This window comes from Streptomyces iakyrus (genome assembly GCF_000717055.1).
Classification (GTDB): Bacteria; Actinomycetota; Actinomycetes; order Streptomycetales; family Streptomycetaceae; genus Streptomyces; species Streptomyces iakyrus.
Map to the genome: position 1 here is coordinate 1 of NZ_JNXI01000044.1, position 25,276 is coordinate 25,276.

Here is a 25,276-nt window from a genome sequence, read left to right on the forward strand (position 1 = left end):
GCCACGACCTCGTTGGCGTTCATGTTGGTCGAGGTGCCGGCACCGCCCTGGACGACGTCCACGACGAACTGGTCGTGCAGCTTGCCGTCCCGGATCTCCTGGCAGGCCTCGACGATGGCGGCCGCCTTCTTGGGGTCCAGCAGGCCGAGTTCCTCGTTGGCGAGGGCGGCGGCCTCCTTGACCGCAGCAAGGGCATCGATCAGATGCGGGTACGCGGAGATCGGCGTACCGGTGATCGGGAAGTTCTCCGTGGCCCGCAGGGTGTGCACACCCCAGTAGGCATCGGCGGGAACGTCACGGTCGCCGAGCAGATCGTGCTCGGAACGGGTGGCGGCGGTCGTCATGAGGGTGAGGGTCTTCTTTCTGAGGTACAGGGGGGAAGCGCCCCTGAAAGGGCGCGGGGAACTGCGCGATCAGCCACAGGGGACCCGCGGCCGCCGGAAGGGAGAACCCGGCACTTCGTCAGGCGCGGTCAGCAGCGGCAAGCGGCTCCAGCGAACGCACGGGCCGCACCCGCCCGACCTCCCGCCCTCCACCGAGCAGCGGCTCACCCGCGAACTCGGCGAGCAGCCCCGGGTCGACACCGGCCCGGGCCAGCGCGGCGGCGGTCACGGGAACCCGCGCCCGGTTCGCCCCGTCCGCGATCTTCACCGCAACGGCCCGCCCATCGGCCAGCGCAGCGACCTGCACGCCCTCGAAGCCGTCCTTGGACAGCAGCCCCGGCACGGCCCGCATCAGCGCGGCGACGTCCCGCCCGGAGCCGGAGGCCATCTCCGCGTGCTCCCGCATCGCGTCGGCGACCCGCGCCTCCGGCGTCCCCGGCGCGGCCGTGACGATCCGGGCGGTGGCGCGGGCGAGGCCGTGCAGGGAGACGGAGAACAGGGGGGCGCCGCAGCCATCGACGGTGACCCGGGCGATGCGCTGCCCGGTGAGGTCCTCGACGATCTCGGCGATCGCCTGCTGGAGCGGGTGCCCGGGGTCGAGGTAGTTCTCCAGGGGCCAGCCGTTGAGCATGCAGGTGTAGAGCATGGCGGCGTGCTTGCCGGAGCAGTTCTGCGCGAGCCGTGAGGGCAGCCGGCCCTCGCGCACCCAGGCGTCCCGGACGACGGGGTCGAACGGCATGTCCGTGACGTTGCGCAGATGGTCCTCGGTGAGCCCGGCGAGGTCGAGGATGCGCCGGGCACCGGCGAGGTGGCGTTCCTCGCCGGAGTGGCTGGCCGCCGTCAGGGACAGGAGTTCGCCGTCGAGCGGCAGGCCCGCCCGGGCCATGGCCACGGCCTGGACGGGCTTGATCGCCGAACGGGGGTAGAAGGCGGCCTCGATGTCTCCGATCTGGAGCGCGACCCTTCCGTCGGCGTCGAGGACGACGACGGAGCCGTAGTGGATGCCTTCGACGATTCCGCCGCGGATGAGGTGGGCGACGGGGGCGTGGACGGGTTCACGGACAAGGGGTGCGTCCGCGAGGGAACTGCTGAACATCACTGCCTGCTTCTCTGGGAGCGGCGCGTTCCTCACGCGCCGGCTCCGGTGGTGGACTTGCGCGCGATCCGGCCGCGGATGGCGAACCATCCGGCGACCAGTGCCCCGACGATCAGCGGCAGGCACAGCACGGTGGTGCGTCCCGCGCCGCCGTCGGCGTACATGAGGACCAGGACGGAGGCGAGGAACGCCAGCGTCACGACTTCGGTCCAGGGGGAGCCCGGCAGCCGGTAGCCCGGGCGGGTCAGCTCGCCCCTCTGGGTCTTCTGCCAGAAGAGGAGGTGACAGATCATGATCATGCCCCAGGTGGCGAGGATTCCGATCGCGGCGAAGTTCAGCACGATCTCGAACGCCTCGGCGGGGACGACGAAGTTGAGGCCGACGCCGAGCACGCAGATGCCGCTGGTGAGCAGGATGCCGCCGTAGGGGACCTGGCTGCGGCTCATCACGGAGGTGAACTTCGGCGCGGATCCTGCCATGGCCATGGAGCGCAGGATGCGGCCGGTGGAGTACAGGCCGGAGTTGAGGGAGGACATGGCGGCGGTGAGCACGACGAGGTTCATCACGCCGCCGGCGGCCGGGACGCCGATGTTGGACAGCACGGTGACGAAGGGACTCTCCCCCGCCGTGTACTTGTTCCATGGCAGCAGCATCGACAGCAGCACGACCGAGCCGACGTAGAAGACGCCGACGCGCCACATGATCGAGTTGATCGCCTTCGGCATGATCTTCTCGGGGTTCTCGGTCTCTCCGGCCGCGACGCCGACCAGTTCGACGGAGGCATAGGCGAAGACGACGCCCTGGATGATCAGCAGCATGGGCAGCAGGCCGTGCGGGAAGATGCCGCCGCTGTCGCCTATGAGGGACGGGCCGGGGGTGTGGCCGTCGACGGGGTGCTGGGTGACCAGCAGAAAGATGCCGATGCACATGAAGACGACGAGCGCGCCGACCTTGACGATCGCGAACCAGAATTCCAGCTCGCCGAAGATCTTCACCGAGATCAGGTTCACGGTGAGCACCACGGCCAGTGCGATCAGTGCGATGACCCACTGCGGGATGTCGGAGAACATGCCCCAGTAGTGGGTGTAAGTGGCGACGGCGGTGATGTCGGCGATGCCGGTGGTCGCCCAGTTGAGGAAGTACATCCAGCCGGCGGTGTAGGCGCCCTTCTCCCCCATGAACTCACGGGCGTAGGAGACGAAGGCACCGGAGGAGGGCCGGTACAGCACCAGTTCGCCGAGGGCGCGCACGACGAGGAAGGCGAAGAGGCCGCAGACCGCGTAGGCGATGAAGAGGGACGGGCCGGCGTCGGCGAGGCGGCCGCCGGCGCCGAGGAAGAGGCCGGTGCCGATGGCTCCGCCGATGGCGATCATGTTGACGTGCCGGGACTTCAGGGACTTGCTGTAGCCCGCGTCTCCGGCATCGACATGGGTGGAACGTTTCTGCACATCATCGTGCAGGGACTGCTCGCTCACGCCTCGGTTCCGCCTTCCGTGGAGGTGTCCGTGCGCGAGGGGCGCACGATGTCGGTGAGGGTGGTCTCGACGCGGTCGAGGTGGTGGGCCATGGCCTCCACCGCGTCGTGTTCGGAACCGTCGGTCAGTGCCTCGACGATCGCCCGGTGCTCGCGGTTGGACTGCTCGCGGCGGCCGCCCAGCTCGTTGAGGAAGGCGGACTGGCGGGCCAGCGCGTCCCGGATCTCCTCGATGACCCGGCGGAAGACCGGGTTCTGGGCCGCCTCGGCGACGGCGAGGTGGAACAGCGTGTCCATGGCGACCCAGGCGGTGGTGTCCGTCTCCCGCTCCATCCGGTCCAGGAGGTGGGCCAGGTGGTCGAGGTTCTCCGGGGTGCGGCGCCGGGCCGCGTACCCGGCGACCGGGATCTCGACGTGGCGGCGCACCTCCAGCAGGTCGCTGGCCGCGTAGTCGCCGAAGGTGGGGTCCTCGACGGTGCTGGCCACGACGAAGGTGCCCTTGCCGGTCCTGGACACGGTCAGGCCCATGGTCTGCAGCGCCCGCAGCGCCTCGCGCAGCACCGGCCGGGAGACCTCCAGGGCCCGGCACAGCTCCGCCTCGGAGGGGAGCTTGTCGCCGATGGCGTACTCGCCCCGTTCGATGGCACCGCGCAGGTGCGCCAGCACCGCTTCCATGGCACTGACGCGTCGCACGGGCTGTCCGGCTGTCCGGCTGTCTGACAGGTTCACGGGAGAGATACTCCGGGCGACCGGATGCGCGTGTCAAGGGGGGCGCCCCAAAGGGGCGCGGGGAACTGCGCGACCGGCCACGAAGGCGCCGCAGACGAACGACGGCGCCCCCGGCAGAACACTCAGCTGCTGAGCACACCCGCCCCGAGCAGCCCGAACAGCAGCCCTCCCACCACCACCCGGTAGATCACGAACGCGTTGAACGAGTGCTTGGCGACGAACTTCAACAACCACGCGATGGAGGCGTACGCCACGACGAACGACACGACCGTGCCCGCGGCCAGCGGGGCCGCGCCCACCCCCGTGCCCAGGGCGTCCTTGAGCTCGTAGAGTCCGGCACCGGTGAGCGCGGGGATGCCGAGGAAGAAGGAGAGCCGGGTGGCGGCCACGCGGTCCAGGTCGAGGATCAGCGCGGTGGACATGGTGGCGCCGGAGCGCGAGAAGCCGGGGAAGAGCAGGGCGAGGATCTGGGAGCTGCCGACCAGCATCGCGTCCTTGAAAGAGGTGTCGTCCTCGCCCCGCTTGTGCCGGCCCATCTGGTCCGCCGCCCACATCACGCCGCTGCCGACGATCAGCGACCCGGCGACCACCCACAGCGAGGCGAGCGGGCCCTCGATGAGCGGCTTGGCGGCGAGTCCGACGGCGACGATCGGGATCGTCGCGCAGATGACCCACCAGGCGAATTGATAGTCATGGTGGTACCGCTCCTCGCGGTCCCGCAGGCCCCTCCCCCAGGCGGAGACGATCCGCACGATGTCCTTGAAGAAGTACACGAGCACCGCGGCGATCGCGCCCACCTGGATGACCGCCGAGAACGCGACCACGGCGGTGTCGTCGACGGGGATGCCCATCAACCCCTCGACGATCTTCAAATGACCGGTCGAGGAGACGGGCAGGAACTCGGTCACCCCCTCGACGGCTCCGAGGACGACGGCCTGACCGACGCTGATGACGCTCATGGGATCCAGTTCTGCTCGGGGGCTGGAGCGGAGGGGACCGTCTTACTACACCCGGACGAGAGCGGATCTCACGGACGCGTCTCACCTACCCGCCAGAGCCGCCCCCGCGAAGGCCGCGGCCAGGCCGGCCGTCACGCTGACCGCGACGTTGAGGGCGGCCTGGAGACGCGCCCCGGTCTCCGCCAGCCGCAGCGTCTCGTAGGAGAACGTCGAGTACGTCGTCAGGGCCCCGCACAGGCCGGTGCCCAGCAGCAGTTGAAGGTGGGTGGCGGCTCCGGTGAGCAGGCCGAGGACCAGGCAGCCGGTCACGTTCACCGTGAAGGTGCCCCAGGGGAAGACGGAATCGTGCCGGGCCTGGACCGCCCGGTCGGTGAGGTAGCGCAGCGGGGCGCCGACCATCGCACCGCAGACGACCAGCAGCCAGTTCACAACGACCTCTTACCCTTCGTGTCCGCTGTGCCGGGATCGTCCCCGCGTCCGGCGTACCGGATCACCTCACAGTCCTCCAGGGTGACGAGCCCCTCGGCGACGATGTCGTCGAGTTGCGGGAGGAACGCGCGGACGCGTGGCGCGGTGTCGACGATCAAGACCGCGATCGGCAGGTCCTCGCTCAGGGACAGCAGCCGCGAGGTGTGAATGAGCGAGGACGCACCGAAGCCCTCGATGCCGCGGAAGACGCTGGCACCCGCGAGGCCCGCCGCGTGGGCCCGGTGGACGATCTCGGAGTAGAGGGGCCTGTGGTGCCAGGTGTCACTCTCGCCGATGAGGACGGTCAGGCGCAGGGCGCTGCCGGTGAGTCCCGTCATGGCTGCCTCCCTTTCAGGACGCGGCGGGTCGTCCCGGCCGCGAGCCACACCGCTGTGAGCGCCGCGAGCGGGGTCGCGGCGAGGTAGGCCAGACCGGTGCCGGGCCGGCCGTCGTCGAGGAGTCTGCGGATGTCGACGGCGTAGGTCGAGAAGGTGGTGAAGCCGCCCAGGACGCCGGTGCCGAAGAAGGGGCGGACGAGGGGGTGGGCGGGCCGGATCTCGGTGATGACCACCATGAACACGCCGATCACGGCGCAGCCGGCGATATTGACCCAGAGGGTCGTCCAGGGGAAGCCCTTCGGGGGCGTGGTCCACCAGAGGGAGGCCGCGTAGCGGGCGGTCGCGCCCACCGCTCCGCCGAGCGACACGACCGCGACGACGAGCGCCTGGGCGCGCCAGGAGGGCGGACGCCGGACCGGAGGGCGGAGGCGCTCTTCGGGGGTTGTCATGGTGGTACGTCTCCTACTCGCCGGGGCCCGGGTCGTGCGGGCGCGTGCCGTCGCAAGTAGGGACCGTTGGCGGCGTCACTGCCGCGGTTCGGGTACGGCGGGCCCCACCGCCGCGCCGCGGTGGATGCCCGCGGCCGCGTTCAGGTTAACCCCGGCAGCGGAGCGGGGTCACCTCGGAGCGGGTGCCGCGCAGACCGCCACGCCCCGTTCCCGGACGCTGCCCAGGACGAGGTGCCCGGCCGCTTCGCACACGCTGGTGGCCATGCGGTAGCCGGAGTGACGGCGGGCCAGGTGGTGGACGACGCGGCCCTGGTCGTCGAAGGCCATGACGCCGACCGTGCCCGTGGGGCGGAAGGGCGCGTGCACGGCCAGACGCGCGGCGGCGGCACGGACGCCGGGCGCGCCGCGGTGGAGCAGGTCGAGGGCCGGGACGCGGGGCCCGGCGAGGGCTACCCAGACCGGTCCGCCGGGCCCCGCGCGCCAGAGGTTGTCGGGCATGCCCGGGAGATTCTCGGCGAAGGGCTCGCTCCGACCTGGCTTCGGCCCGGTGAGCCAGTGGCGCAGGAGACGGCAGGCGCCGGTCTCGGCGACGACGAGGAACGACTCGTCCGCGCCGACGGCGAGCCCGTTGGCGAACTGCAGCCCGTCCAGCACCACCTCGGGCGCGTCGGCGCCGGGGGCGAGCCGCAGCAGCCGTCCCGTTCCGGTGTGTTCGACGATGTCGCCGATCCAGTGCTCCAGCGGGTACCGGCGGCTGGAGACGGTGAAGTAGACGCTGCCGTCGGAGAGGGAGACGGCGTTGCTGCAGAAGCGCAGCGGCTCCCCCGCCAGCGAGTCGGCGAGGATCCGGACCGTGCCGTCGCCGGTGCCGACGCGCAGCAGGCCGCGCTCGGCGTCACACACCAGCAGGTCGCCGTCCGGGAGGAGTTCGAGCCCGAGTGGCCTGCCACCTGTCTCGGCGATCACCTCGACGCGGGCCGCGACCGGGTCGGCGAGGGCGTCGAGCCGCAGGATGCGGCCGTCCGCCACGCCGGTGAGGACCCGGCCGCGCGGGTCGGCGACCACGTCCTCGGGGCCGGGGCCCACCTCGACGTAGTGGCGTGGGACGAGTGCCGTGGGGCGGTCCATCGCGCGCGTGTCCTTCATCGTCGGGGGCGATTTCGCTGTACGGGTCGCCTACCAGCCCTTCTCAAACATCCGGGCGACCTCCGCGATCCGCATGTCGTCGCGGTGGTAGCGCACGCGGCCGGCGGACCTGCTGGTGCGCACCATGCCGGTGGCCTCCAGCAGCCGGAGATGGGTGACGGCGACCGGGCGGGGCAGCGAGAACCGCTCGGCGACGGCGTCCGCGGTGACACCGTCCGCCGCGGCCCGGGGTTCCTTCAGCCAGGCCAGGATGCGGAGCCGCGTCTCGTCCGTGGGAGTCCTCAGCATGTCGTGCCCCTGCCTCGCGGCTTCGCCCTCTCACCGCGTCTTCCCACTGTCTCGCAGTCGACGCCGCCGCGTCCGGGGTTCGGCATCGTTGACCGATACCGAACTGCCGCACGGCAGAACGGAGTTCGGGCAGACACGCGGCAGGGGGGGAGGGGCCCGGAAGCCGGGCCCCTCCCCCGCGCGCTCAGCGGTGCCGGAACCAGGACATCGACGAGAGCGCCCGGTCGTCGTAGCCGAACAGCGCCTGGTTCTCCCAGGCGTTGCCGGAGGCCGCGTCGGTCGGGTCCCAGCCGTTGCCGTTCACCGCGGTCCAGGTCGCCTCCCAGTAGAAGATGCCCAGGCCACGGCCGTTCGGGACGGCCTCCACGATGCTCATCATGTCGTTCATCCACCGGGTCTGGCCGGTCACGCTCGCCGGGTAGCCGGGGACCAGTTCGGCGCTGGTGTCGATGATGTTCTCGTGGGCGTCCTCGCTGTCGAGGCGGAACGGGTAGGCGGTCTCGGCGACGAAGACCGGCTTGCCGTAGCGCGCGGCCGCGTCGTCGAGGGTGGTCTGGAAGTCGGCCAGGGTGCCGTGCCAGTAGCCGTAGAACGACAGGCCGATCGCGTCGAACCTGACGCCGTTGGAGCGCGCGCTGTCGAACCACCAGCGGGTGCCCTCCAGGTCACCGCCCTCGGCGAGGTGCAGCGCCACGGTGGTGGACGGGCTGACCGCCTTGACCGCGTCGTAGCCGGAGTTGAGCAGACCGGCCAGCTGCGTCCAGTTGGAGGTGGATCCCTCGTTCCACAGCATGCCGCCGTTGATCTCGTTGCCGACCTGGACCATGTCGGCGGTGGTGCCCTGCGCCTTCAAGGCGTTCAGCACGTCGTACGTGTGGTTGTACACGTCCGTCTTCAGCTGACCGTAGGAGTGGCCTGCCCAGGCGGCGGGCTTGTCCTGGCGTCCAGGGTCGGCCCAGAAGTCCGAGTAGTGGAAGTCGACCAGCAGCTTCATGCCCTGGGCCTTGACGCGCTTGGCCGTGGCCAGGACGCGGGCCTTGTTGTTGTAGCCGTCGGCCGGGTTCACCCAGACCTTGAGGCGGGCGTAGTTCATGCCGGAGGACTTGAGGACGGACAGGGGGTCGGTGGCGGTGCCCGAGCCGTTGCGGTAGACGCCGCCCCTGGCCTCGCTCTTGGCCAGCGAGGAGATGTCGGCGCCCTTGACCGACGTACCGGTCGTGCCGGACGTGAAGGTCAGGTCGTCGACATTGATCCAGTTGCCCGGGTTGGCGTCACTGTTGACGCTGATCGTGCACTGGTTGCCGGTCACCGTGACCGGCACGACGATCCGGAGCCACCCACTGGCGGAGACCGGCAGGTCGGTGCGCTGTTCGGAGCCGCCGCAGTTCTTCAGCGCCAGGTACGCGGACTTCTGCCCGCCGCCGGAACGCACCCAGGCGGTGAGCTTGTAGTTCCCGTTGGCGAGCCCGGACAGGTACTGGTACGTCTCCACCTTGTAGGCCGAGGAGGACCAGTGGCTGAGGCGGTTGCTGCCGCCGTGGCCGCCGGACTCGGTGAACGAGGCGCCGGTGTCGCCGTACTCGGACCAGCCGCTCGGGGTCGCGGCGCCCGCTCCGTCGGCTTCGAAGCCGCCGTTGGTCAGCGTGCTCGCGGCGTGGGCCGGGCCGGCGGGCAGGGCGGTGAGGGCGAGGCCCGCGGCGAGCGGGAGCAGCAGGGCCCTGAGGGTGCGTCTGGGATGGAACATCGTCGTCCGTCGTCCCTTCGACGTGGGGGTGGGGGGCCTCACCAGGAGGTGAGTGAGGAGCAGGCCCTCCGCCCGCGGCTCGTGGCTCGCGCGGGCGGAGGGAGTCGGTTCAGCCGTCGAGCCGCACGACCCGGACGGCTCCGGCCGGGACCACGAGGCGGCCGGCGGCGCGGTCACCGGTCAGCAGCTCGGTGCCGGGGGCCTCCAACGGCACCTTGGCGTCGGAGCCGGTGTGGTTGACGGTGAAGAGGTAGGTGCCCGTCGCGCCGGTGCGGCGGACCACCTCGACGTCCCGGGGCAGGTCGGCTCGCGGGGCGAGCCCGGCGTCCTCGCCCGCCCGGCCGAGCAGCGCGTCGAGGCCGTCGGCGCCGAGCCGGGTGGAGACGTACCAGGCGGTGCCCTCGCCGAGGCGGTGCCGGGTGACGGCGGGCAGACCGGCGGCCAGGCCGTCGGCGTAGGCCGAGACGGTCTCGGCGCCGCGCGGCACGACGAACTCTGTCCACACGTCGGCGGAGAGGTCGGTTGCGTCGAGGCCGGTGACACGCACCCGTTCGCCGGGCAGCAGCGGGGAGAACTCCTCGACGGTGAGGCCGAGGACGTCCCGCAGCGGGCCCGGGTAGGCGCCCTCGTGGACGGCGTCGTGCTGATCGACGATGCCGGAGAAGTAGGAGACGACCAGCGTGCCGCCCTGCTCGACGTACGCCTTAAGGTTGCGCCCGGCCGCCTCCGTCATCAGGTACAGAGCCGGTACGACGACAAGGGGATACCTCGACAAGTCGGCTTCCGGATGGGCGAAGTCGACGGTGAGGTGGCGGTCGTAGAGGGCCTCGTAGAAGGCGTCGGCGCGTTCGCGGGCGTCGTGGTCGACGCTGGGGCGCCAGTCGAGGGTCTGCGCCCACCACGAGTGCCAGTCCCAGAGCACGGCCACGTCTGCCTCGGTGCGGGTGCCACGGACTTCGCTCAACGCCTCGATGTGCGCGCCGAGTTCGACGACCTCGCGCCATACGCGGGTGCCGGTGCCGCCGTGCGGGACCATCGCCGAGTGGAACTTCTCGGCGCCGCGCCGGGACTGGCGCCACTGGAAGAACAGGGCGCCGTCGGAGCCGCGCGCCACATGGGCGAGGGAGTTGCGGGCCATCTGGCCGGGGGCCTTGGCGGGGTTGCGGAGCTGCCAGTTGACGCCCGAGGTGGAGTGTTCCAGCAGCAGCCAGGGGGCGCCACCCGCGACGGAGCGGGTGAGGTCGGCGGCCATCGCCAGATTGACGTGGGTGCGGCGGCCGTCGGTGATCAGGTAGTGGTCGTTGGTGACGAGGTCGACCTCGCGGCCCCAGGCCCAGTAGTCGACGGAGTCGCACTGGCTCAGCGCCGTCATGAAGTTGGTGGTGACCGGGATGCCGGGTGAGAGGCGGTGCAGGATGTCCCGCTCCATGCGGAAGTTCTCGCGCATGGTGGCGTCGGCGAACCGCTTGTAGTCCAGCGCCTGCCCGGGGTTGACGGCCGCGGGGGTGAGCCGGGGCGGGTTGATGTCCTCGAAGCCGCCGTAGCGCTGACCCCAGAAGGCCGTGCCCCAGGCCTCGTTGACCGCGTCGACCGTGCCGTAGGTGGTCGCCAGCCAGCGGCGGAAGTGGGCGGCGCACGACGCGCAGTAGCAGGCGGAGACGGGGACGCCGTACTCGTTGTGGACGTGCCACATCGCCAGGGCCGGGTGGTCGCCGTAGCGCTCGGCGAGCTTCGTGGTGATGGCCGCGGCGGCGGAGCGGTAGTCGGCGTTGCTGTGGCAGATGGCCGCGCGGGAGCCGAACTCGTAGCGCACACCCTCGGCCGTGACGGGCAGTGCCTCTGGGTGGGCCCGGTAGAACCAGACGGGCGGGACGACGGTGGGGGTGCCGAGGTCGACGCGGATACCGTGCTCGTGCAGCAGGTCCAGGAGCCGGTCCAGCCAGCCGAAGTCGTAGCGGCCGGGTGAGGGCTCCAGCAGCGCCCAGGAGAAGATCCCGACGCTCACCATCGTGACGCCGGCCTCCCGCATCAGCCGGACGTCCTCCTGCCAGACACTCTCCGGCCACTGCTCGGGGTTGTAGTCCCCACCGAAGGCGAGCCTGGTGAGGCCCCTGGGGGTGGTCTCCGGCATGGAAGGTCTCCCGGTCGATCGAAAATTTGGGAACGTGCACACACAGCAGCGCAGTGCGAAGGCCAACATAACCGCACAGCAACAACCATTGACAAGTGTCCGGGATGTTTCTCTACTGTGAACGCTCACAGAAGCGTGGCAGGTCCTTGCAGCAGGCGAGGGCCCCAGGTCAGGGGAGAGATCCATGCCGTACACGAAGCGCCGCCGCCTCGTGAGAACCGCCGTCGCCATAGCCCTCGGCGCCACCACCCTCGCCGCCTGCGGCTCGCAATCCGCGGACGGCGACACCGAGTCGGGCCCGGCCTCGCTGACGTACTGGACGTGGACGCCCGGCATGGACAAGGTCGTGGACCTCTGGAACAAGGGGCCGGGCAAGAAGGACCGGATCACCGTCACGGTGAAGAAGCAGGCGTCCGGTGACACGCTGGTCACCAAGATCCTCACCGCGCACAAGGCGGGCAAGGCGCCCGACCTGGTGCAGGCGGAGTACCAGGCGCTGCCCACGCTCGTCAGCAACGACGCGCTCGCCGACATCTCGAAGAACGCCGGCGAGGCGGAGGGCAAGTTCGCCGACGGCGTCTGGCAGCAGACGACCCTCGGCACGGACGCGGTCTACGCGGTCCCGCAGGACATCGGGCCGATGATGTTCTACTACCGCGAGGACCTGTTCAAGAAGTACGGCCTGACCGTGCCGACGACCTGGGACGAGTTCGCCGAGACCGCCCGCAAGCTGAAGAAGGCGGCTCCGGAGAAGGACCTCACCACCTTCTCCGCCAACGACTCGGGCCTCTTCGCGGGCCTCGCCCAGCAGGCGGGCGCCAAGTGGTGGACGACGTCCGGCGACCGGTGGAAGGTCGCCATCAACGACGCGGCGACCCAGAAGGTCGCGAAGTTCTGGGGCGGCCTCGTGAAGGAGGGCGCCATCGACAACCAGCCGATGTACACGCCCGCCTGGAACAAGGCGCTCAACACCGGCAAGCAGATCGCCTGGGTCAGCGCCGTGTGGGCGCCGGGCACGCTGACCACGGCCGCGCCCGACACCAAGGGCAAGTGGGCCATGGCCCCGCTCCCCCAGTGGTCCGCGAGCGACAACAGCACCGGCAGCTGGGGCGGCTCCTCCACCGCCGTCACCACCGACTCCGAACACCGGGCCGCCGCCGCGAAGTTCGCCGCCTGGCTGAACACCGACAGCGAGGCGCTGAACGCGCTGGCGAAGGAGAGCGGCATCTATCCGGCCGCCACCAACGCCCAGACCAGCGGCGCCTTCCTCAAGCCGCCGGCCTACTTCGCCAACCAGGCCGACTTCTACACCAAGGCCGCCGACATCGCGGAGACCACCGCGCCCTCCGCCTGGGGCCCGAACGTGAACGTCGCCTACACCACGTTCAAGGACGCCTTCGGCGCCGCGGCGAAGAGCAAGTCGGACTTCGGTGCCGCGCTGGACGAGATGCAGGCCGACACCGTCGCCGACATGAAGAAGCAGGGCTTCGAGGTCGCGGAGTGAAAAGCACGGCACGCCGGCGGTCGTACGGGGTGAAGGGGGCCCCGTACGCCTTCCTCGTCCCCGCGACCGTCTTGTTCGCGCTGTTCTTCGCGCTGCCCATCGGCTACGCGGTCTGGCTCAGCTTCCGCAAGGTGCAGGTGTCGGGCCTCGGCCTCGGCTCCGGCGCCCGCAAGGAGGTCTGGGCGGGCCTGGAGAACTACACCGACGCCCTCTCCGACAGCGAACTGCTGCACGGCACCCTGCGCGTGCTCGGCTACGGGTGCATCGTCGTGCCCGTCATGCTCGGCCTGGCCCTGCTGTTCGCGCTGATGCTCGACTCGGAGAAGGTGCGGCTCGCGCCCGTCACCCGGCTCGCGATCTTCCTGCCGTACGCCATCCCCGGTGTGGTGGCGGCCCTGCTGTGGGGCTTCCTCTACCTGCCGGACGTCAGCCCCTTCTACTTCGTGCTCGACAGGCTCGGGATGCCGCAGCCGGACCTGCTGGATGGCGGGCCGCTGTTCCTGGCCCTGTCGAACATAGCGGTCTGGGGCGGCACCGGCTTCAACATGATCGTCATCTACACCTCGCTCCAGGCGATCCCGGCGGAGGTGTACGAGGCGGCGAAGCTGGACGGCGCCACCCCGCTGCAGATCGCACTGCGGATCAAGATCCCGATGGTCTCGCCCTCCCTGGTCCTGACCTTCTTCTTCTCGATCATCGCGACGCTCCAGGTGTTCAACGAACCGACCACCCTCAAGCCGCTCACCAACTCGGTGTCCACGACGTGGAGCCCGCTCATGAAGGTGCACCGGGACGCCTTCGGCGAGGGTGACATCCACGGGGCCGCGGCGCAGGCCGTGATCATCGCCTTCGCCACGCTCCTCCTCTCCTTCGGCTTCCTGCGGGCCGCGAACCGTCGCCAGAAGCAGGAGGCCGCCCGATGAGCTCCCTCGCCGTCCCCCAGACCGAGCCGGTGGCGGGCAGCACGCCCGGCACCGCCCAGGGCCGCCCGCCGCTGCGCCGCCGGATCGCCCTGATCCCCACCGTCACCCTGCTGCTGGGCGCGCTCTACTGCCTGCTCCCGGTCGCCTGGGTGGTCATCGCGGCCACCAAGTCCGGGCGGGAGCTGTTCTCCACGTTCACGTTCCTGCCGGGCACGGGCTTCGCCGGCAACGTCCGGGACCTCAACGCCTACCGCGACGGCGTCTACTGGCAGTGGATGGCCAACTCCGCGCTGTACGCCGGCCTCGGGGCCCTGCTGTCGACGTGCGTGTCCGCGATCAGCGGCTACGCACTCGCGATCTACCGCTTCCGCGGGCGCGAGACGCTCTTCAACGTGCTGCTCGCGGGGGTGCTGATGCCGCCGGTGATCCTGGCCGTCCCCCAGTACCTGCTGCTGGCGAAGGCCGACCTCACCGACTCGTACCTGTCCGTCCTGCTGCCGCAGATCCTCTTCCCGTACGGCGTCTACCTCGCGCGGATCTACGCCGCCGCCGCGGTGCCCGCCGACGTGATCGAGGCCGGGCGCATGGACGGGGGGAGCGAGTGGCGGATCTTCACGCGGATCGCCCTGCCGATGATGATCCCCGGGATGGTGACGGTGTTCCTGTTCCAGTTCGTGGCGATCTGGAACAACTTCCTGCTGCCGTACATCATGCTCAGCGACGACGAGAAGTTCCCGATCACGCTCGGCCTGTTCACGTTGCTGGAGCAGGGCGCCAACACCCCGGCGCTGTACACCCTGGTGATCACGGGAGCCTTGCTCGCCGTGCTCCCGCTGGTCGCCCTCTTCCTGGTCATCCAGCGGTTCTGGAGCCTGGATCTGCTCTCGGGAGCCGTAAAGTCGTGACCGTGAACGCTACGGGAGGCAGGCGCAGGCCGCCCACGATCCATGACGTGGCGCGCGAGGCCGGTGTCTCGCGCGGTACCGTCTCACGCGTCCTCAACGGCGGGCACTACGTCAGTCCGGCCGCCCAGGAGGCAGTCAACGCGGCCATCCGCAGAACGGGTTACGTGGTCAACCGGCACGCCCGTTCCCTGATCACCGGCCGGTCCGACTCGATCGGTTTCCTGCTCACGGAGCCGCAGGAGAGGTTCTTCGAGGACCCCAACTTCAACGTGCTGCTGCGCGGCTGCACCCAGGCGCTCGCCGCGCACGACATCCCGCTGCTGCTGATGCTCGCGGGCACCGAGGACGAACGGCGGCGCATCACGCGGTACATCACCGCCGGGCACGTCGACGGGGTGCTGCTGGTCTCCAGCCACTCCGGTGATCCCGTCGCCGAGCAGCTGCGCGAGGCGGGGGTGCCGCTGGTGGCGTGCGGGAAGCCGATCGGGCTGGCGTCCAAAGTCAGTTACGTGGCCGCCGACGACCGTGACGGCGCCCGCGACATGGTGCGTCACCTGCTGTCGCTCGGGCGGCGCCGGGTGGGCACGGTGACCGGACCGCTGGACACCCCCGGTGGTGTCGAGCGCCTCGCCGGTTACAAGGAGGTGCTGGCCGAGGCGGGTCTGGAGTTCGACGAGCGGCTGGTCGTCTCCGGCGACTACAGCCGGGCGAGCGGTGAGGCGGGCGCCGAGCGGCTGCTGGCGCGGGCGCCGGACGTCGACGCGGTGTTCGTCGCCTCGGACCTCATGGCGCAAGGAGTGCTCACGGCCCTGCACCGGGCCGGGCGGCGGGTGCCGCAGGACGTGGCCGTCGGCGGTTTCGACGATTCACCGGCCGCGGTGGCCGCGGGGCCCGAGCTGACGACGATCCGGCAGCCCTGGGACCGCATCAGCAGCGAGATGGTGCGGGTGCTGCTCGCGCAGATCGGGGGCGAGGATCCGGCGGCGGTGATCCTGCCGACGGAGCTGGTGAAGCGGGAGTCGACGTAAGGCCGTGCGCAGGGGCCGGGAGCCCGTATGCATGCACGGTCATGGAACCCTACGCCGGTGTTACCGTTCCCATATGGCGGCGAAGACGGCTGGCGGGCAGCTCGAGGAGCGGTGGCGGGACATCCTGTCGGCGCACGCGCGCACGATGTGCGAGATCGACCGGGCGCTGCATCCGCACGGCCTCGGCGCATCCGACTTCGAGGTGCTGGACATGCTTGCGACCGCGACGCCCGAGGAGGGCGAGCAGTGCCGCGTGCAGAACCTCGTGGGGCGAATCCACCTCAGCCAGAGCGCGCTGTCGCGGCTGATCGCCCGGCTGGAGAAGGACGGCCTGGTGGCGCGGTCGGTGTGCGCGGAGGACCGCCGGGGTGTATGGGTCGCGCTGACGGCCAAGGGCCGTGACCTGCACGCCGAGGTGCTCCCGTTGCAGCGGGCGGCACTGATCCGGGCGCTGGGCGAGGAGCCGCCCAGGCCCGGATCGCGCAGGTCGCCTTCCTAGGGCCTGTCGTTTGGATCAGGCCGCAGGAAATCGACGGTGCTGATCAGCGCCGGTGAGCGGGGCCTGGTGCGTGCAGCTGCAAGGCGGAGGAGGGCGTCGACGCGGAGCGTCGGCAACCGACGACAACGCGGCAGATGTGCGTGCCACCTCGGAGGTGAACACGGGCACCACCGGTTCGCCGCCCGGCTGCTCCAGCACCGGCAGCGCCACCGCCGAAGGGTTGGCGGCGTCCGAGTCGTTGGCGTCGTCGGGCACGGGGATGAGCACGTCGCTGTTGGCGAGCGCGTCCAGAGCCGCCGTGTCCTCGGTGTTCTCGGAGAGGACGTCCAGAGCCCGCTGGGCGGGCGTGGGCGTGGGGTCGTTTGCGGGTGTCTCCATGGCAGATTCCCTGGTAGCGGCGGTCGTGCGGCCCGCCCCGGGCATGATCCGCCCCGGGAACGGTCCTGCTCGCGTACCCGAACGGGACCGGGGCAACCCTGGTGGATCTCCGGGGTTCGTGGGAGCTCGGGGGAGATCTCGTGGCGAGCCGGGGGACGGCGGGCCGGGGAATGACACCGGCGAAGGACTCCGGGGATGCCGGGGACTGTTGACCCGGCTGATGTTACCGGTAACATCAGTCGCTGTCCCTGACGTACGCGACTGTGCCCTCCGCCCACCACCCGGTGGCCCGTCCTTCGGAGTCCGCGTGATCGAAGAGCGCGTTGCCCGTCTCTCCCCCACCCGGCCCGGCCCGCTGTTCAGCAGGACCGCCGTGGTCGCCTCCTGCGCGGGCTTCGTGCTCATGGGGGTGTTGCAGGCCTTGTACGGACCGGCGATCCCGGCCTTCCGCGCGGAGTTCGGACTGTCGCCCTCCGCCGCGGGGCTGGGGCTGAGCGCGCACTTCGTCGGTGGGGTGGCCGGGGTGCTGCTGTCCGACCGGCTGTTCGGGCGGATCGGCAACCGGCACATCCTCGGCGGTTCGTATCTGCTGATGGGCGTCGGCGCGGCCGGCTTCGCGCTGGCGCCCGCCTGGTCCGCCGCCCTGGTGGCGGCCCTGGTCGCCGGGGTCGGCTTCGGCGGTATCGACTACGGCCTCAACCAGCTGTTCGCCGTGGGCTTCGGCCACCGTTCGACCGCGATGCTCAACATCCTCCACGCCCACTTCGGCATCGGCGCCATCCTCGGCCCCGCCGTGATCGGCGCGGTCGGCTCGGAGCACTACCCGGCCGTCTTCCTCGTCTTCGCCCTGGCCAACCTGCCGCTGCTGCTGTGCCTGAGGGGCGTGCGGAGCCGGGCGCCCGTCCCGGCCGGAGAGCAAGGCGCCGGTGGGGGCGCGCTCGGGCGGAGCCTCGGCTCGGTGATCGCCGTCTTCGTCGTCCTCTACGTGCTGCACGTCGGCATCGAGGCCGGTGTGGGCGGCTGGGAGCCCACGCATCTGGAGACCGTCGGCTACGGCGCGGGCGTCGCCGCGACCGCCACCTCCGTGTACTGGCTGATGATGACCTTCGGCCGCTTCCTGGTCGCCCCGCTCGCGCTGCGCTTCTCCCCTCAGGCCATCATCACCGTCTCCTGCGCGGGCATGACGGTGTGCCTGCTGGTGGCAACCGTCCCGGCCCTCGCGCCCTACGCGTACGCAGGGGTCGGTCTGTTCATCGCGCCGGTCTTCCCCACCGGGCTGCCGTGGCTGAACCGCGCCGCACCGCAGGCCCGGCGGGCCGGTGCCCTGGTCATCGCGGCCTCCATGGTCGGCGGTGTCGCCGCGGGGCCGGCGCTGGGCAAGGCCATCGAGTGGTCCGGGGTCCGCGCCGTGCCGCTCCTGCTGTGCGGCGTCTCGGCGCTCTGCCTGGCCGCCACGCTCTGGCTGATCCGCGCCACCCGCGCCCGCTGACTCCACTCCTCTGTCCCGAAGGGAAGCTTCCGCATGCCTGCCCTGACGACGACGTCCGACGGATTCCTGCTGCACGGCGAGCCGTTCCGGATCATCTCCGGCGCGCTGCACTACTTCCGCGTCCACCCCGGTCTGTGGTCCGACCGGCTGCGCAAGGCGCGGCTGATGGGCCTCAACACGGTCGAGACGTACATCCCCTGGAACTACCACCAGCCCGATCCCGAGGGCCCCCTGGTCCTCGACGGCTTCCTCGACCTGCCCCGGTTCCTCCGGCTCGCACAGGACGAGGGACTGCGGGTGCTGCTGCGTCCGGGGCCGTTCATCTGCGCCGAGTGGGACGGTGGTGGCCTGCCCGACTGGCTGACCTCCGACCCGGACATCCGGTTGCGCACCAGCGACCCCCGCTTCACCGGGGCCGTCGACCGCTACCTCGACCTGCTGCTGCCCGCGCTCCGGCCGCACCTGGCCGCGGCGGGCGGTCCCGTCATCGGCGTGCAGGTGGAGAACGAGTACGGGGCGTACGGTGACGACTCCGCCTATCTGAAGCACCTCGCCGACGCCTTCCGCGCCCGCGGCGTCGAGGAGCTGCTGTTCACGTGTGACCAGGCCGACCCGGAGCACCTCGCCACCGGAAGCATGCCCGGCGTCCTGGTCACCGGGACCTTCGGCAGCCGCATCGAGCAGTCCCTGGCACGCCTGCGCGAACACCGGCCCGAAGGCCCGCTGTTCTGCGCCGAGTTCTGGATCGGCTGGTTCGACCACTGGGGCGGTCCGCACCATGTGCGGGACGCGGCCGACGCCGCCGCCGACCTGGACCGGCTGCTGTCCGCCGGGGCCTCCGTCAACATCTACATGTTCCACGGGGGCACCAACTTCGGCTTCGCCAACGGCGCCAACCACAAACACGCCTACACGCCCACGGTCACGTCCTACGACTACGACGCCGCCCTCACCGAGTGCGGCGACCCGGGCCCGAAGTACCACGCATTCCGCGAGGTCATCGCCCGCCATGCCACCGTGCCGGACGAACCCGTCCCGGCGCCGGGCCCCAAACTCCCGCCCACCCCGGTCGAGTTGGACAGCCGGGCGGATCTCCTGCCCCTGGCCGGCTCGCTCACCGCGGTTGTGCGCACCGACGTGCCCGTGACCATGGACGAGCTCGGTCAGCGCACCGGCTACGCCCTCTACCGCACCACCCTCCCGGCCGACGGCGACGGGCTGCTGCACTTCACTCGCGGGGTGGGCGACCGCGCCCAGGTCTTCGTCGACGGCGCGCCCGTCGGCGTGCTGGAGAGCGAACGCCACGACGTGTCGCTGCCCGTGCGGGTGCCGCGTCCCGGTGCGATGCTGGAGGTTCTCGTCGAGAACATGGGCGGCGTCAACTACGGCCCCCGCATCGGCGCGCCCAAGGGGCTGCTCGGACCCGTCTCCTTCAACGGCACGGACCTCACGGGCTGGGACTGCCGCCCGCTGCCGACGGCCCCGGACGCGCTGCCGTTCGCCCCGGCCGGCGACACTCCTGTCACCGTGCCGGCGTTCCACCGCGGCACCTTCGAGGTCGGTACCCCGGCGGACGCCTTCCTCGCCCTGCCCGGCTGGACGAAGGGCCAGGCCTGGGTCAACGGCTTCCACCTGGGCCGCTACTGGAACCGCGGCCCGCAGCGCACGCTGTACGTCCCCGCGCCGGTGCTGCGCCCGGGCTCCAACGAACTCGTCCTGCTGGAGCTGCACGGCAGCACCGCCACCCGTGCCCTGCTCACCGACGCCCCCGACCTCGGCCCGGAGAACACCTGGTGACGCATCTCCTGCGCGTGCCCCCGCCCGCCCCTCCCCCGCTGACCGGCCACCCGCCCTTCACGGACGCGCCGGGCGTGCCCGACCCGATCGAGGTCACCGGCCGCTGGATCACCAGGGGCGGCCGCCCCTGGTTCCCGGTCTCCGGCGAGTTCCACTACTCCCGCTACCCGCACGGGCAGTGGGGCGAGGAGCTGCTGAAGATGAAGGCGGGCGGGGTGACCGCCGTCGCCTCCTACGTCATCTGGATCCACCACGAGGAGGTCGAGGACCGCGTCCGCTTCGACGGCGACCGCGACCTCAGGCGCTTCGCCGGACTCTGCGCCCGCCACGGCCTGGATTTCATCCCCCGGATCGGCCCCTGGTCCCACGCCGAGGTACGCAACGGCGGCCTGCCCGACTGGGTCCTGGCACGGACGGACGCACCGCGCACCGACGACCCGGCCTACCTGTCGCCCGTACGCGCCTGGTTCACGGAGATCGCGGGGCAGCTCAGGGGCCTGGAACGGGCGAACGGCGGCCCGATCGTCGCGATCCAGATCGAGAACGAGCTCTACGACGGACCGGGCCATCTGCGCACGCTCAAGCGCCTCGCCCAGGAGGCCGGGCTGAGCGCGCCGCTGTGGACGTCGACCGCCTGGGGCGGGGTCACGCTGCCGGGCGAGGACCTGCTCCCGCTGTACGGCGGCTATTCCGAGGCATTCTGGACGGAGGCCGACGGCGGCTGGCCCGACACCTGCCGCAAGCACTTCTTCTTCACCCACGAGCGCGACGACGAGGGCATCGGCGCCGACCTGCGGCCCACGTCCGTCCGCGGGGCGGACCCGGCTCCGACGGACCGCTTCCCCTGGGCGACGTGCGAGTTGGGCGGCGGCATGGCGGTGGCCTATCACCGGCGGCCGAGGGTGGAGGCGGAGGATGTCGGTGCGCTGGCACTGACCAAGATCGGCTGCGGGTCGGTGTGGCAGGGCTACTACATGTTCCACGGCGGCACGAACCCGGCCGGCGAGCTGACCTCCCTCCAGGAGTCGCACGCGACCGGCTACCCCAACGACCTGCCCGCCCTGAGCTACGACTTCCAGGCCCCGCTCGGCGAGTACGGGCAGGTGCGGCCCTCCTATCACGAACTGCGCCTCCAGCACCTGCTGCTGGCCTGCTTCGGGCACCGGATCGCCCCCATGCGGTCCGTGCTGCCCGAGCGGTCGCCGGCCGGGCAGCACGACCGGGAGACCCTGCGCTGGGCCGTGCGGACCGACGGCACCTCGGGCTTCCTCTTCGTGACCAACCACCAGCCGCACGAGCCGCTGCCGGACCACCCGGACACGGCCTTCACGGTCGACTTCCCGCACGCTCCCCCGCTGACGCTGCCCAGCGTTCCCGTCACCGTGCCCTCCGGCGCCTACTTCTGCTGGCCGCTCCGGCTGGACGTGGCGGGGCTGCGGCTGGAGTGGGCCACGGCGCAACCCGTGTGCACCGTCGAGGCGGACGGCCGTACGCTCCTGGTGCTGTCCGCGACGGACGGCATCGCCCCCGAACTCGCCCTGGACGCCGACACGGTGGCGTCCGTCGCCGTGCCGTTCGGGGAGATCACGCCGGTCGCCGGGCGGGTGCTGGTCAGCGGAGTGCGGCCCGGCACCGATGCCCTGATCGAGGTGGAGACCGCCGACGGCTCGCACGTCGGCCTGCTGGTCCTGGACGCGGCGACGGCCCGTACGGTCTACCGCGGCCGGGCGTGGGGTGCCGAACGTCTTGTGCTGTGCGGGGACGGTGTCGTCTTCGACGGAGACCGAAGCGAGGTGCGGCTGCACAGCCAGGCCGCCGGGCCGTCGTTCGCGGTGCTGCCGGCACCGGATGCCGCACTGGTGGTGGACGGGGCCGGTGTCCGGGAGACGCCCGACGGTGTGTTCACGCGCTACACCGTCGAGGCCGGGCCGCCGGCGGGCACCGCCGCGACCGTCACGTCCGTCAGGCCCGGCGGCCCGGCCCCCGGGCCGGTGACCGGCGTGCGGGGCCGGGCGAGTGTGCCGGACGAGAAGGTCGTGGACGCGGCGGCCGCCGAGTACCGGGTCGACGTACCGGAGGACCTGCTGCGGAACCCCTCCGGTGTGCTGCTGCGGCTGCACTGGACGGGGGACCTGGCACGGGCCTATGTGGGAGACGCTCTGGTCGCCGACCAGTTCTGGTCGGGGCGGGTCTGGGACATCGGTCTTGACCGGCTGCTGGGCCGGGCACTGCGCACGGAGGGGCTGCGGCTGAAGGTGCTGCCGCTTTCCCCGGACGCGCCCGTGCACGTTCCAGGGCAGCCGGACGACACCTGGCGGGAGGCACGGGTACGGGACGCCGCGTGGGTGGTCACGCGCCGCTGGACGGTCCGGACCGGCTGAAGGCGATCCGGGCCTGCTGTCCGGCCTATGCTGTGCTCCTGCCGGGCGGGTTCAGGACCGCCGTACCGACGTCGAGGACATCATCCGCCATGACACCGAGCGCCCCCGACGGCCCTGGGTCCAAGGGCCGCAGCAGGCGCAACTTCGCGGGGGCGCGCCCGGTGATGGCCGACGTGGCCCGGCTGGCCGGGGTCTCCAAGCAGACGGTCTCGCGGGTGCTCAACGACCATCCGGCCGTCCGTCCCGAGACGCGCGAGGTGGTCTCGGAGGCCATGCGCGCGCTCGGCTACCGGCCCAGCCGCAGTGCGCGGTCCCTGGCCAGTGGCAGGACCCGGATGCTCGGGGTCATCTCCTTCGACGCCGCCCGCTACGGGCCCGCCTCGATCCTGACCGCGATCAACACGGCGGCCCAGGAGGCCGGTTACCTCGTCAGCTCCATCGCCCTGGACACGGCCGACCACGACACCGTCGTCGAGGCCGTGGACCGGCTGTCGGCCGAGGGCGCGGACGGCGTGATCGCGATCGCGCCGCAGCTGTGGGTGGGCCGGGCGCTGGCCGAGACGACCGGCCTGGGCACTCCCCTGGTGGTGCTGGAGAGCGCGCTCGACGAGGAGACGCCCCTGGTCACCGGTGATTCCCGCACCGGCGCCCGCAAGGCCACCGAGCACCTCCTCGGCCTCGGGCACGCGACCGTGTGGCACATCGCGGGCCCGACCGGCTGGACCTCGGCCGACCACCGGCTGGCGAGCTGGCAGTCGACGCTCCGGGCCGCGGGTGCCGCCGCGCCGGCCCCTCTCGTCGGGGACTGGAGCGCCGACTCCGGCTACGACCTGGGCCGTTCCCTGGCCCGGCGCCCCGAGGTGACGGCGGTGTTCGCCTCCAACGACCAGATGGCGCTCGGCCTGCTGCACGCCCTGCACGAGGCCGGGCGGTCCGTCCCCGGGGACATCAGCGTCGTCGGCTACGACGACGTTCCGGAGGCGGCGCACTTCCTGCCGCCGCTGACCACCGTCCGCACCGACTTCGCGGAGATCGGCACCCGTTCGCTGCGGCTCCTCCTGGACCGGATCGACGGCCCGGGCGGCCGGCCCCGCGTCGGCACCCTGGTGCCCGTGGATCTCGTGGTGCGGGCCAGCAGCGGTCCCCCACCGGTGCGCTGAGAGGCGTTGGTCAGCCGTTTCCCCCGGCGGCTCGCTGCCAGGCTCCCTCCCTCAGCAGCCGCAGACCGTTCAGGCCGACCAGGACCGTGGAGCCCTCGTGGCCCGCAACGCCCAGCGGCAGCGGCAGGTCACCGGCCAGGTCCCAGACGACGAGTCCGGCGATGAACACCCCCGCGATGACGAGGTTCTGCACGACCAGCCTGCGGGCGCGGCGGGACAGGGCGACGGTGGCGGGGACCGCGGCGAGTTCGTCGCGCACGATGACGGCGTCCGCGGTCTCCAGGGCCAGGTCGGAGCCGGCCCGGCCCATGGCGATCCCAGTGTGCGCGGCGGCCAGGGCGGGTGCGTCGTTGACGCCGTCCCCGACGACCAGCACCTTGCGGCCCGCGCTCTCCATCTCCCGGACGGCGTCGAGCTTGTCCTGCGGCAGCAGCCCGGCGCGCACATCGTCGATGCCGGCCTCGGCGGCGAGGTGCGCCGCGGCCCGTGGGTTGTCGCCGGTCAGGAGCACCGGGGCGGTGCCGGTGAGCGTGGCGAGGGAGGCGACCGTGGCGGCGGCATCCGGGCGCAGCCGGTCGGCGATGCCGAGCAGTCCGGCGGGGGCGCCGTCGACGACGACCAGGACGGCGGTACGGCCGGACTCCTCCAGTTCCGCCGCGATGCCGGGGCTGTCGTCCAGCAGCCGGGCCGGTGCGCCCACGGCGACCGTGCGGCCGCCGACGACGGCGGTGACCCCCACGCCGGGCGCGGAGGTGAAGTCCTTCGCGTCGGGCAGGCGGAGGCCGCGCTCGCGGGCCGCGTCCACCACCGCCCGGGCCAGCGGATGCTCGCTGGGCCGCTCGGCTGCGGCCGCCAGCGTCAGCACCTCGTCCTCTTCCAGGCCGGATCCGGGCAGCGGCCGCACGTCGGTGACGCGGGGGCTGCCCTCGGTGAGCGTGCCGGTCTTGTCCAGCGCGACCGCGTCCACCTGGCCGAGCCGCTCCATCACCACGGCCGACTTCACGAGCACACCGTGCCGTCCGGCGTTGGCGATGGCCGACAGCAGCGGCGGCATGGTGGCCAGCACGACCGCGCACGGGGAGGCGACGATCATGAACGTCATGGCGCGCAGCAGTGCGTCGGTGAGCTGTTCACCGAAGGCGAGCGGGACCAGGAAGACGGCCAGAGTCGCGGCCACCATGCCCAGCGAGTAGCGCTGTTCGACCTTCTCGATGAACAGCTGTGTGGGCGCCTTGGTCTCGGACGCCTCCTGGACCATGCGCACGATCCGGGCGATCACCGAGTCGGAGGCGTCGCGCTCCACCCGGATCCGGAGGGCGCCGGTGCCGTTGAGGGTGCCCGCGAAGACCTCGTCGCCGCGCTCCTTCGGCACGGGCAGCGGCTCACCGGTGATGGTCGCCTGGTCCACCTCACTCGCCCCGTCCAGCACCCGGCCGTCGGCCCCGACACGCTCGCCGGGGCGTACCAGGACGGTGTCGCCGACCGCCAGTTCCTCGACGGACACGGTCTGTTCACCGCCGCCGGGGCTCATCCGGGTGGCCGTGGCGGGGGCCAGGTCGAGCAGACCGCGGACGGAGTCCGCGGTGCGGGCCGTGGCGAGGGCCTCCAGCGCGCCCGAGGTGGCGAAGATGACGATGAGCAGGGCGCCGTCCATGACCTGCCCGATGGAGGCGGCGCCCAGGGCGGCGACGACCATCAGCAGGTCGACGTCGAGGGTGCGCTCCTTCAGCGCCTTGAGCCCTTCCCACCCCGGCTCCCAGCCGCCCGTGACGTACGACAGGGCGTACAGCGGGCCCCACGTCCAGGCGGGGGCGCCGGTCAGCTGGAGGGGCAGCGCGAGCAGGAAGAGGACGGTGGCCGCGGCGGCCCAGCGTGCCTCGGGGAGGGCGAGGACGCGGGTACGCCGCCGGGGCGGGGTCCCGGGACGCTCGGGCTGCTGCCGTTCGAGCGGCTGAGGCGTGAGCGTGGAGGTCATCAGGATCCTTCGGGCGGGGGCGCGTTCACCCC

Annotated in this window: 23 protein-coding genes; 9 read left to right on the plus strand and 14 right to left on the minus strand. The window is 71.7% G+C overall.

Annotated elements, in window-relative coordinates:
• From OO68_RS40300 to OO68_RS40355, 12 genes are all read right to left on the minus strand, one after another.
• Nucleotides 1-344: lyase family protein (locus tag OO68_RS40300; protein ID WP_033314464.1), on the minus strand; the 344-nt coding region annotated here is incomplete at its 3' end.
• Nucleotides 345-462: 118 nt separating this feature from the next.
• Nucleotides 463-1,479, minus strand: a complete 1,017-nt coding sequence (locus tag OO68_RS40305) for an asparaginase (protein WP_033314465.1) — start codon at nt 1,477-1,479, stop codon at nt 463-465.
• Nucleotides 1,480-1,511: 32 nt separating this feature from the next.
• On the minus strand, nt 1,512-2,954 hold the full coding sequence (locus OO68_RS40310; protein ID WP_033314466.1) for an amino acid permease: 1,443 nt from the start codon (nt 2,952-2,954) through the stop codon (nt 1,512-1,514).
• Entirely contained in the window at nt 2,951-3,628 is a 678-nt protein-coding gene (locus OO68_RS40315) for a FadR/GntR family transcriptional regulator (RefSeq protein WP_033314467.1), read from the minus strand. The genes OO68_RS40310 and OO68_RS40315 overlap by 4 nt, the downstream gene beginning before the upstream one ends.
• A gap of 176 nt (nt 3,629-3,804) precedes the next feature.
• Complete coding sequence (locus tag OO68_RS40320; protein ID WP_033314468.1) at nt 3,805-4,641, minus strand: undecaprenyl-diphosphate phosphatase; 837 nt, start codon at nt 4,639-4,641, stop codon at nt 3,805-3,807.
• Nucleotides 4,642-4,722: 81 nt separating this feature from the next.
• Nucleotides 4,723-5,070 (minus strand): fluoride efflux transporter CrcB, encoded by a 348-nt coding sequence (gene crcB / locus OO68_RS40325; RefSeq protein ID WP_033314469.1) that lies wholly within the window; start codon nt 5,068-5,070, stop codon nt 4,723-4,725.
• Nucleotides 5,067-5,447 (minus strand): DUF190 domain-containing protein, encoded by a 381-nt coding sequence (locus OO68_RS40330; RefSeq protein ID WP_033314470.1) that lies wholly within the window; start codon nt 5,445-5,447, stop codon nt 5,067-5,069. The genes crcB (OO68_RS40325) and OO68_RS40330 overlap by 4 nt, the downstream gene beginning before the upstream one ends.
• Nucleotides 5,444-5,896 (minus strand): fluoride efflux transporter CrcB, encoded by a 453-nt coding sequence (gene crcB, locus OO68_RS40335; protein ID WP_033314471.1) that lies wholly within the window; start codon nt 5,894-5,896, stop codon nt 5,444-5,446. Before crcB (OO68_RS40335) ends, OO68_RS40330 begins: the two co-directional genes overlap by 4 nt.
• 168 nt (nt 5,897-6,064) lie before the next feature.
• Nucleotides 6,065-7,024 carry an SMP-30/gluconolactonase/LRE family protein gene (locus OO68_RS40340; RefSeq protein WP_033314472.1) on the minus strand — a complete coding sequence of 320 codons (960 nt, stop codon included), beginning with the start codon at nt 7,022-7,024 and terminating at the stop codon, nt 6,065-6,067.
• 48 nt (nt 7,025-7,072) lie between these two features.
• The gene (locus OO68_RS40345; protein WP_033314473.1) at nt 7,073-7,330 is read right to left on the minus strand and encodes an ArsR/SmtB family transcription factor; all 258 of its coding nucleotides are present in this window, start codon (nt 7,328-7,330) and stop codon (nt 7,073-7,075) included.
• A 184-nt stretch (nt 7,331-7,514) separates the two neighbouring features.
• The gene (locus OO68_RS40350; RefSeq protein ID WP_033314509.1) at nt 7,515-9,074 is read right to left on the minus strand and encodes a glycoside hydrolase family 53 protein; all 1,560 of its coding nucleotides are present in this window, start codon (nt 9,072-9,074) and stop codon (nt 7,515-7,517) included.
• 109 nt (nt 9,075-9,183) lie between these two features.
• A complete protein-coding gene (locus OO68_RS40355; RefSeq protein WP_033314474.1) occupies nt 9,184-11,205 on the minus strand; it encodes a beta-galactosidase in 2,022 nt (673 codons plus the stop codon).
• A 184-nt stretch (nt 11,206-11,389) separates the two neighbouring features.
• Between OO68_RS40355 and OO68_RS40360 the strand changes: the two genes are divergently transcribed.
• From OO68_RS40360 to OO68_RS40380, 5 genes are all read left to right on the plus strand, one after another.
• Nucleotides 11,390-12,709, plus strand: coding sequence for an ABC transporter substrate-binding protein (locus OO68_RS40360; protein ID WP_033314475.1), 1,320 nt, complete (start codon nt 11,390-11,392; stop codon nt 12,707-12,709).
• Nucleotides 12,706-13,632 carry a carbohydrate ABC transporter permease gene (locus OO68_RS40365; protein WP_033314476.1) on the plus strand — a complete coding sequence of 309 codons (927 nt, stop codon included), beginning with the start codon at nt 12,706-12,708 and terminating at the stop codon, nt 13,630-13,632. Before OO68_RS40360 ends, OO68_RS40365 begins: the two co-directional genes overlap by 4 nt.
• On the plus strand, nt 13,629-14,537 hold the full coding sequence (locus OO68_RS40370; RefSeq protein ID WP_033314477.1) for a carbohydrate ABC transporter permease: 909 nt from the start codon (nt 13,629-13,631) through the stop codon (nt 14,535-14,537). Before OO68_RS40365 ends, OO68_RS40370 begins: the two co-directional genes overlap by 4 nt.
• Nucleotides 14,534-15,565: a LacI family DNA-binding transcriptional regulator gene (locus tag OO68_RS40375; RefSeq protein ID WP_033314478.1), complete on the plus strand. Its 1,032-nt coding sequence runs from the start codon at nt 14,534-14,536 to the stop codon at nt 15,563-15,565. Before OO68_RS40370 ends, OO68_RS40375 begins: the two co-directional genes overlap by 4 nt.
• A gap of 73 nt (nt 15,566-15,638) precedes the next feature.
• A complete protein-coding gene (locus OO68_RS40380; RefSeq protein ID WP_033314479.1) occupies nt 15,639-16,064 on the plus strand; it encodes a MarR family winged helix-turn-helix transcriptional regulator in 426 nt (141 codons plus the stop codon).
• Nucleotides 16,065-16,079: 15 nt separating this feature from the next.
• Here the strand turns inward: OO68_RS40380 and OO68_RS48145 are convergent, their stop codons facing one another.
• The gene (locus tag OO68_RS48145) at nt 16,080-16,442 is read right to left on the minus strand and encodes an SseB family protein (RefSeq protein ID WP_245237428.1); all 363 of its coding nucleotides are present in this window, start codon (nt 16,440-16,442) and stop codon (nt 16,080-16,082) included.
• Nucleotides 16,443-16,749: 307 nt separating this feature from the next.
• Between OO68_RS48145 and OO68_RS40390 the strand changes: the two genes are divergently transcribed.
• The 4 genes from OO68_RS40390 to OO68_RS40405 all read left to right on the plus strand — a co-directional run bounded on the left by OO68_RS40390 (nt 16,750) and on the right by OO68_RS40405 (nt 23,269).
• Complete coding sequence (locus OO68_RS40390; RefSeq protein ID WP_245237430.1) at nt 16,750-17,931, plus strand: MFS transporter; 1,182 nt, start codon at nt 16,750-16,752, stop codon at nt 17,929-17,931.
• A gap of 33 nt (nt 17,932-17,964) precedes the next feature.
• Entirely contained in the window at nt 17,965-19,728 is a 1,764-nt protein-coding gene (locus tag OO68_RS40395) for a glycoside hydrolase family 35 protein (RefSeq protein WP_033314480.1), read from the plus strand.
• Nucleotides 19,722-22,109: a beta-galactosidase gene (locus tag OO68_RS40400; RefSeq protein ID WP_106974543.1), complete on the plus strand. Its 2,388-nt coding sequence runs from the start codon at nt 19,722-19,724 to the stop codon at nt 22,107-22,109. The genes OO68_RS40395 and OO68_RS40400 overlap by 7 nt, the downstream gene beginning before the upstream one ends.
• 89 nt (nt 22,110-22,198) lie before the next feature.
• Nucleotides 22,199-23,269, plus strand: coding sequence for a LacI family DNA-binding transcriptional regulator (locus tag OO68_RS40405; protein WP_033314482.1), 1,071 nt, complete (start codon nt 22,199-22,201; stop codon nt 23,267-23,269).
• A 10-nt stretch (nt 23,270-23,279) separates the two neighbouring features.
• Here OO68_RS40405 and OO68_RS40410 read toward each other — a convergent pair whose 3' ends face one another.
• Nucleotides 23,280-25,244 carry a heavy metal translocating P-type ATPase gene (locus OO68_RS40410; RefSeq protein WP_033314483.1) on the minus strand — a complete coding sequence of 655 codons (1,965 nt, stop codon included), beginning with the start codon at nt 25,242-25,244 and terminating at the stop codon, nt 23,280-23,282.
• Nucleotides 25,245-25,276 lie beyond the last annotated feature (32 nt).

What these genes read in the sequence shown, in the direction of transcription:
- OO68_RS48145 (WP_245237428.1), bottom strand. Translation starts at nt 16,442, where the DNA reads ATGGAGACACCCGCAAACGACCCCACGCCCACGCCCGCCCAGCGGGCT.
- OO68_RS40340 (WP_033314472.1), bottom strand. Translation starts at nt 7,024, where the DNA reads ATGGACCGCCCCACGGCACTCGTCCCACGCCACTACGTCGAGGTGGGC.
- OO68_RS40315 (WP_033314467.1), bottom strand. Translation starts at nt 3,628, where the DNA reads ATGGAAGCGGTGCTGGCGCACCTGCGCGGTGCCATCGAACGGGGCGAG.
- OO68_RS40320 (WP_033314468.1), bottom strand. Translation starts at nt 4,641, where the DNA reads ATGAGCGTCATCAGCGTCGGTCAGGCCGTCGTCCTCGGAGCCGTCGAG.
- OO68_RS40410 (WP_033314483.1), bottom strand. Translation starts at nt 25,244, where the DNA reads ATGACCTCCACGCTCACGCCTCAGCCGCTCGAACGGCAGCAGCCCGAG.
- OO68_RS40370 (WP_033314477.1), top strand. Translation starts at nt 13,629, where the DNA reads ATGAGCTCCCTCGCCGTCCCCCAGACCGAGCCGGTGGCGGGCAGCACG.
- OO68_RS40350 (WP_033314509.1), bottom strand. Translation starts at nt 9,074, where the DNA reads ATGTTCCATCCCAGACGCACCCTCAGGGCCCTGCTGCTCCCGCTCGCC.
- OO68_RS40395 (WP_033314480.1), top strand. Translation starts at nt 17,965, where the DNA reads ATGCCTGCCCTGACGACGACGTCCGACGGATTCCTGCTGCACGGCGAG.
- OO68_RS40405 (WP_033314482.1), top strand. Translation starts at nt 22,199, where the DNA reads ATGACACCGAGCGCCCCCGACGGCCCTGGGTCCAAGGGCCGCAGCAGG.
- crcB (WP_033314471.1), bottom strand. Translation starts at nt 5,896, where the DNA reads ATGACAACCCCCGAAGAGCGCCTCCGCCCTCCGGTCCGGCGTCCGCCC.
- OO68_RS40305 (WP_033314465.1), bottom strand. Translation starts at nt 1,479, where the DNA reads ATGTTCAGCAGTTCCCTCGCGGACGCACCCCTTGTCCGTGAACCCGTC.
- OO68_RS40355 (WP_033314474.1), bottom strand. Translation starts at nt 11,205, where the DNA reads ATGCCGGAGACCACCCCCAGGGGCCTCACCAGGCTCGCCTTCGGTGGG.
- OO68_RS40360 (WP_033314475.1), top strand. Translation starts at nt 11,390, where the DNA reads ATGCCGTACACGAAGCGCCGCCGCCTCGTGAGAACCGCCGTCGCCATA.
- OO68_RS40345 (WP_033314473.1), bottom strand. Translation starts at nt 7,330, where the DNA reads ATGCTGAGGACTCCCACGGACGAGACGCGGCTCCGCATCCTGGCCTGG.
- OO68_RS40380 (WP_033314479.1), top strand. Translation starts at nt 15,639, where the DNA reads ATGGCGGCGAAGACGGCTGGCGGGCAGCTCGAGGAGCGGTGGCGGGAC.
- OO68_RS40330 (WP_033314470.1), bottom strand. Translation starts at nt 5,447, where the DNA reads ATGACGGGACTCACCGGCAGCGCCCTGCGCCTGACCGTCCTCATCGGC.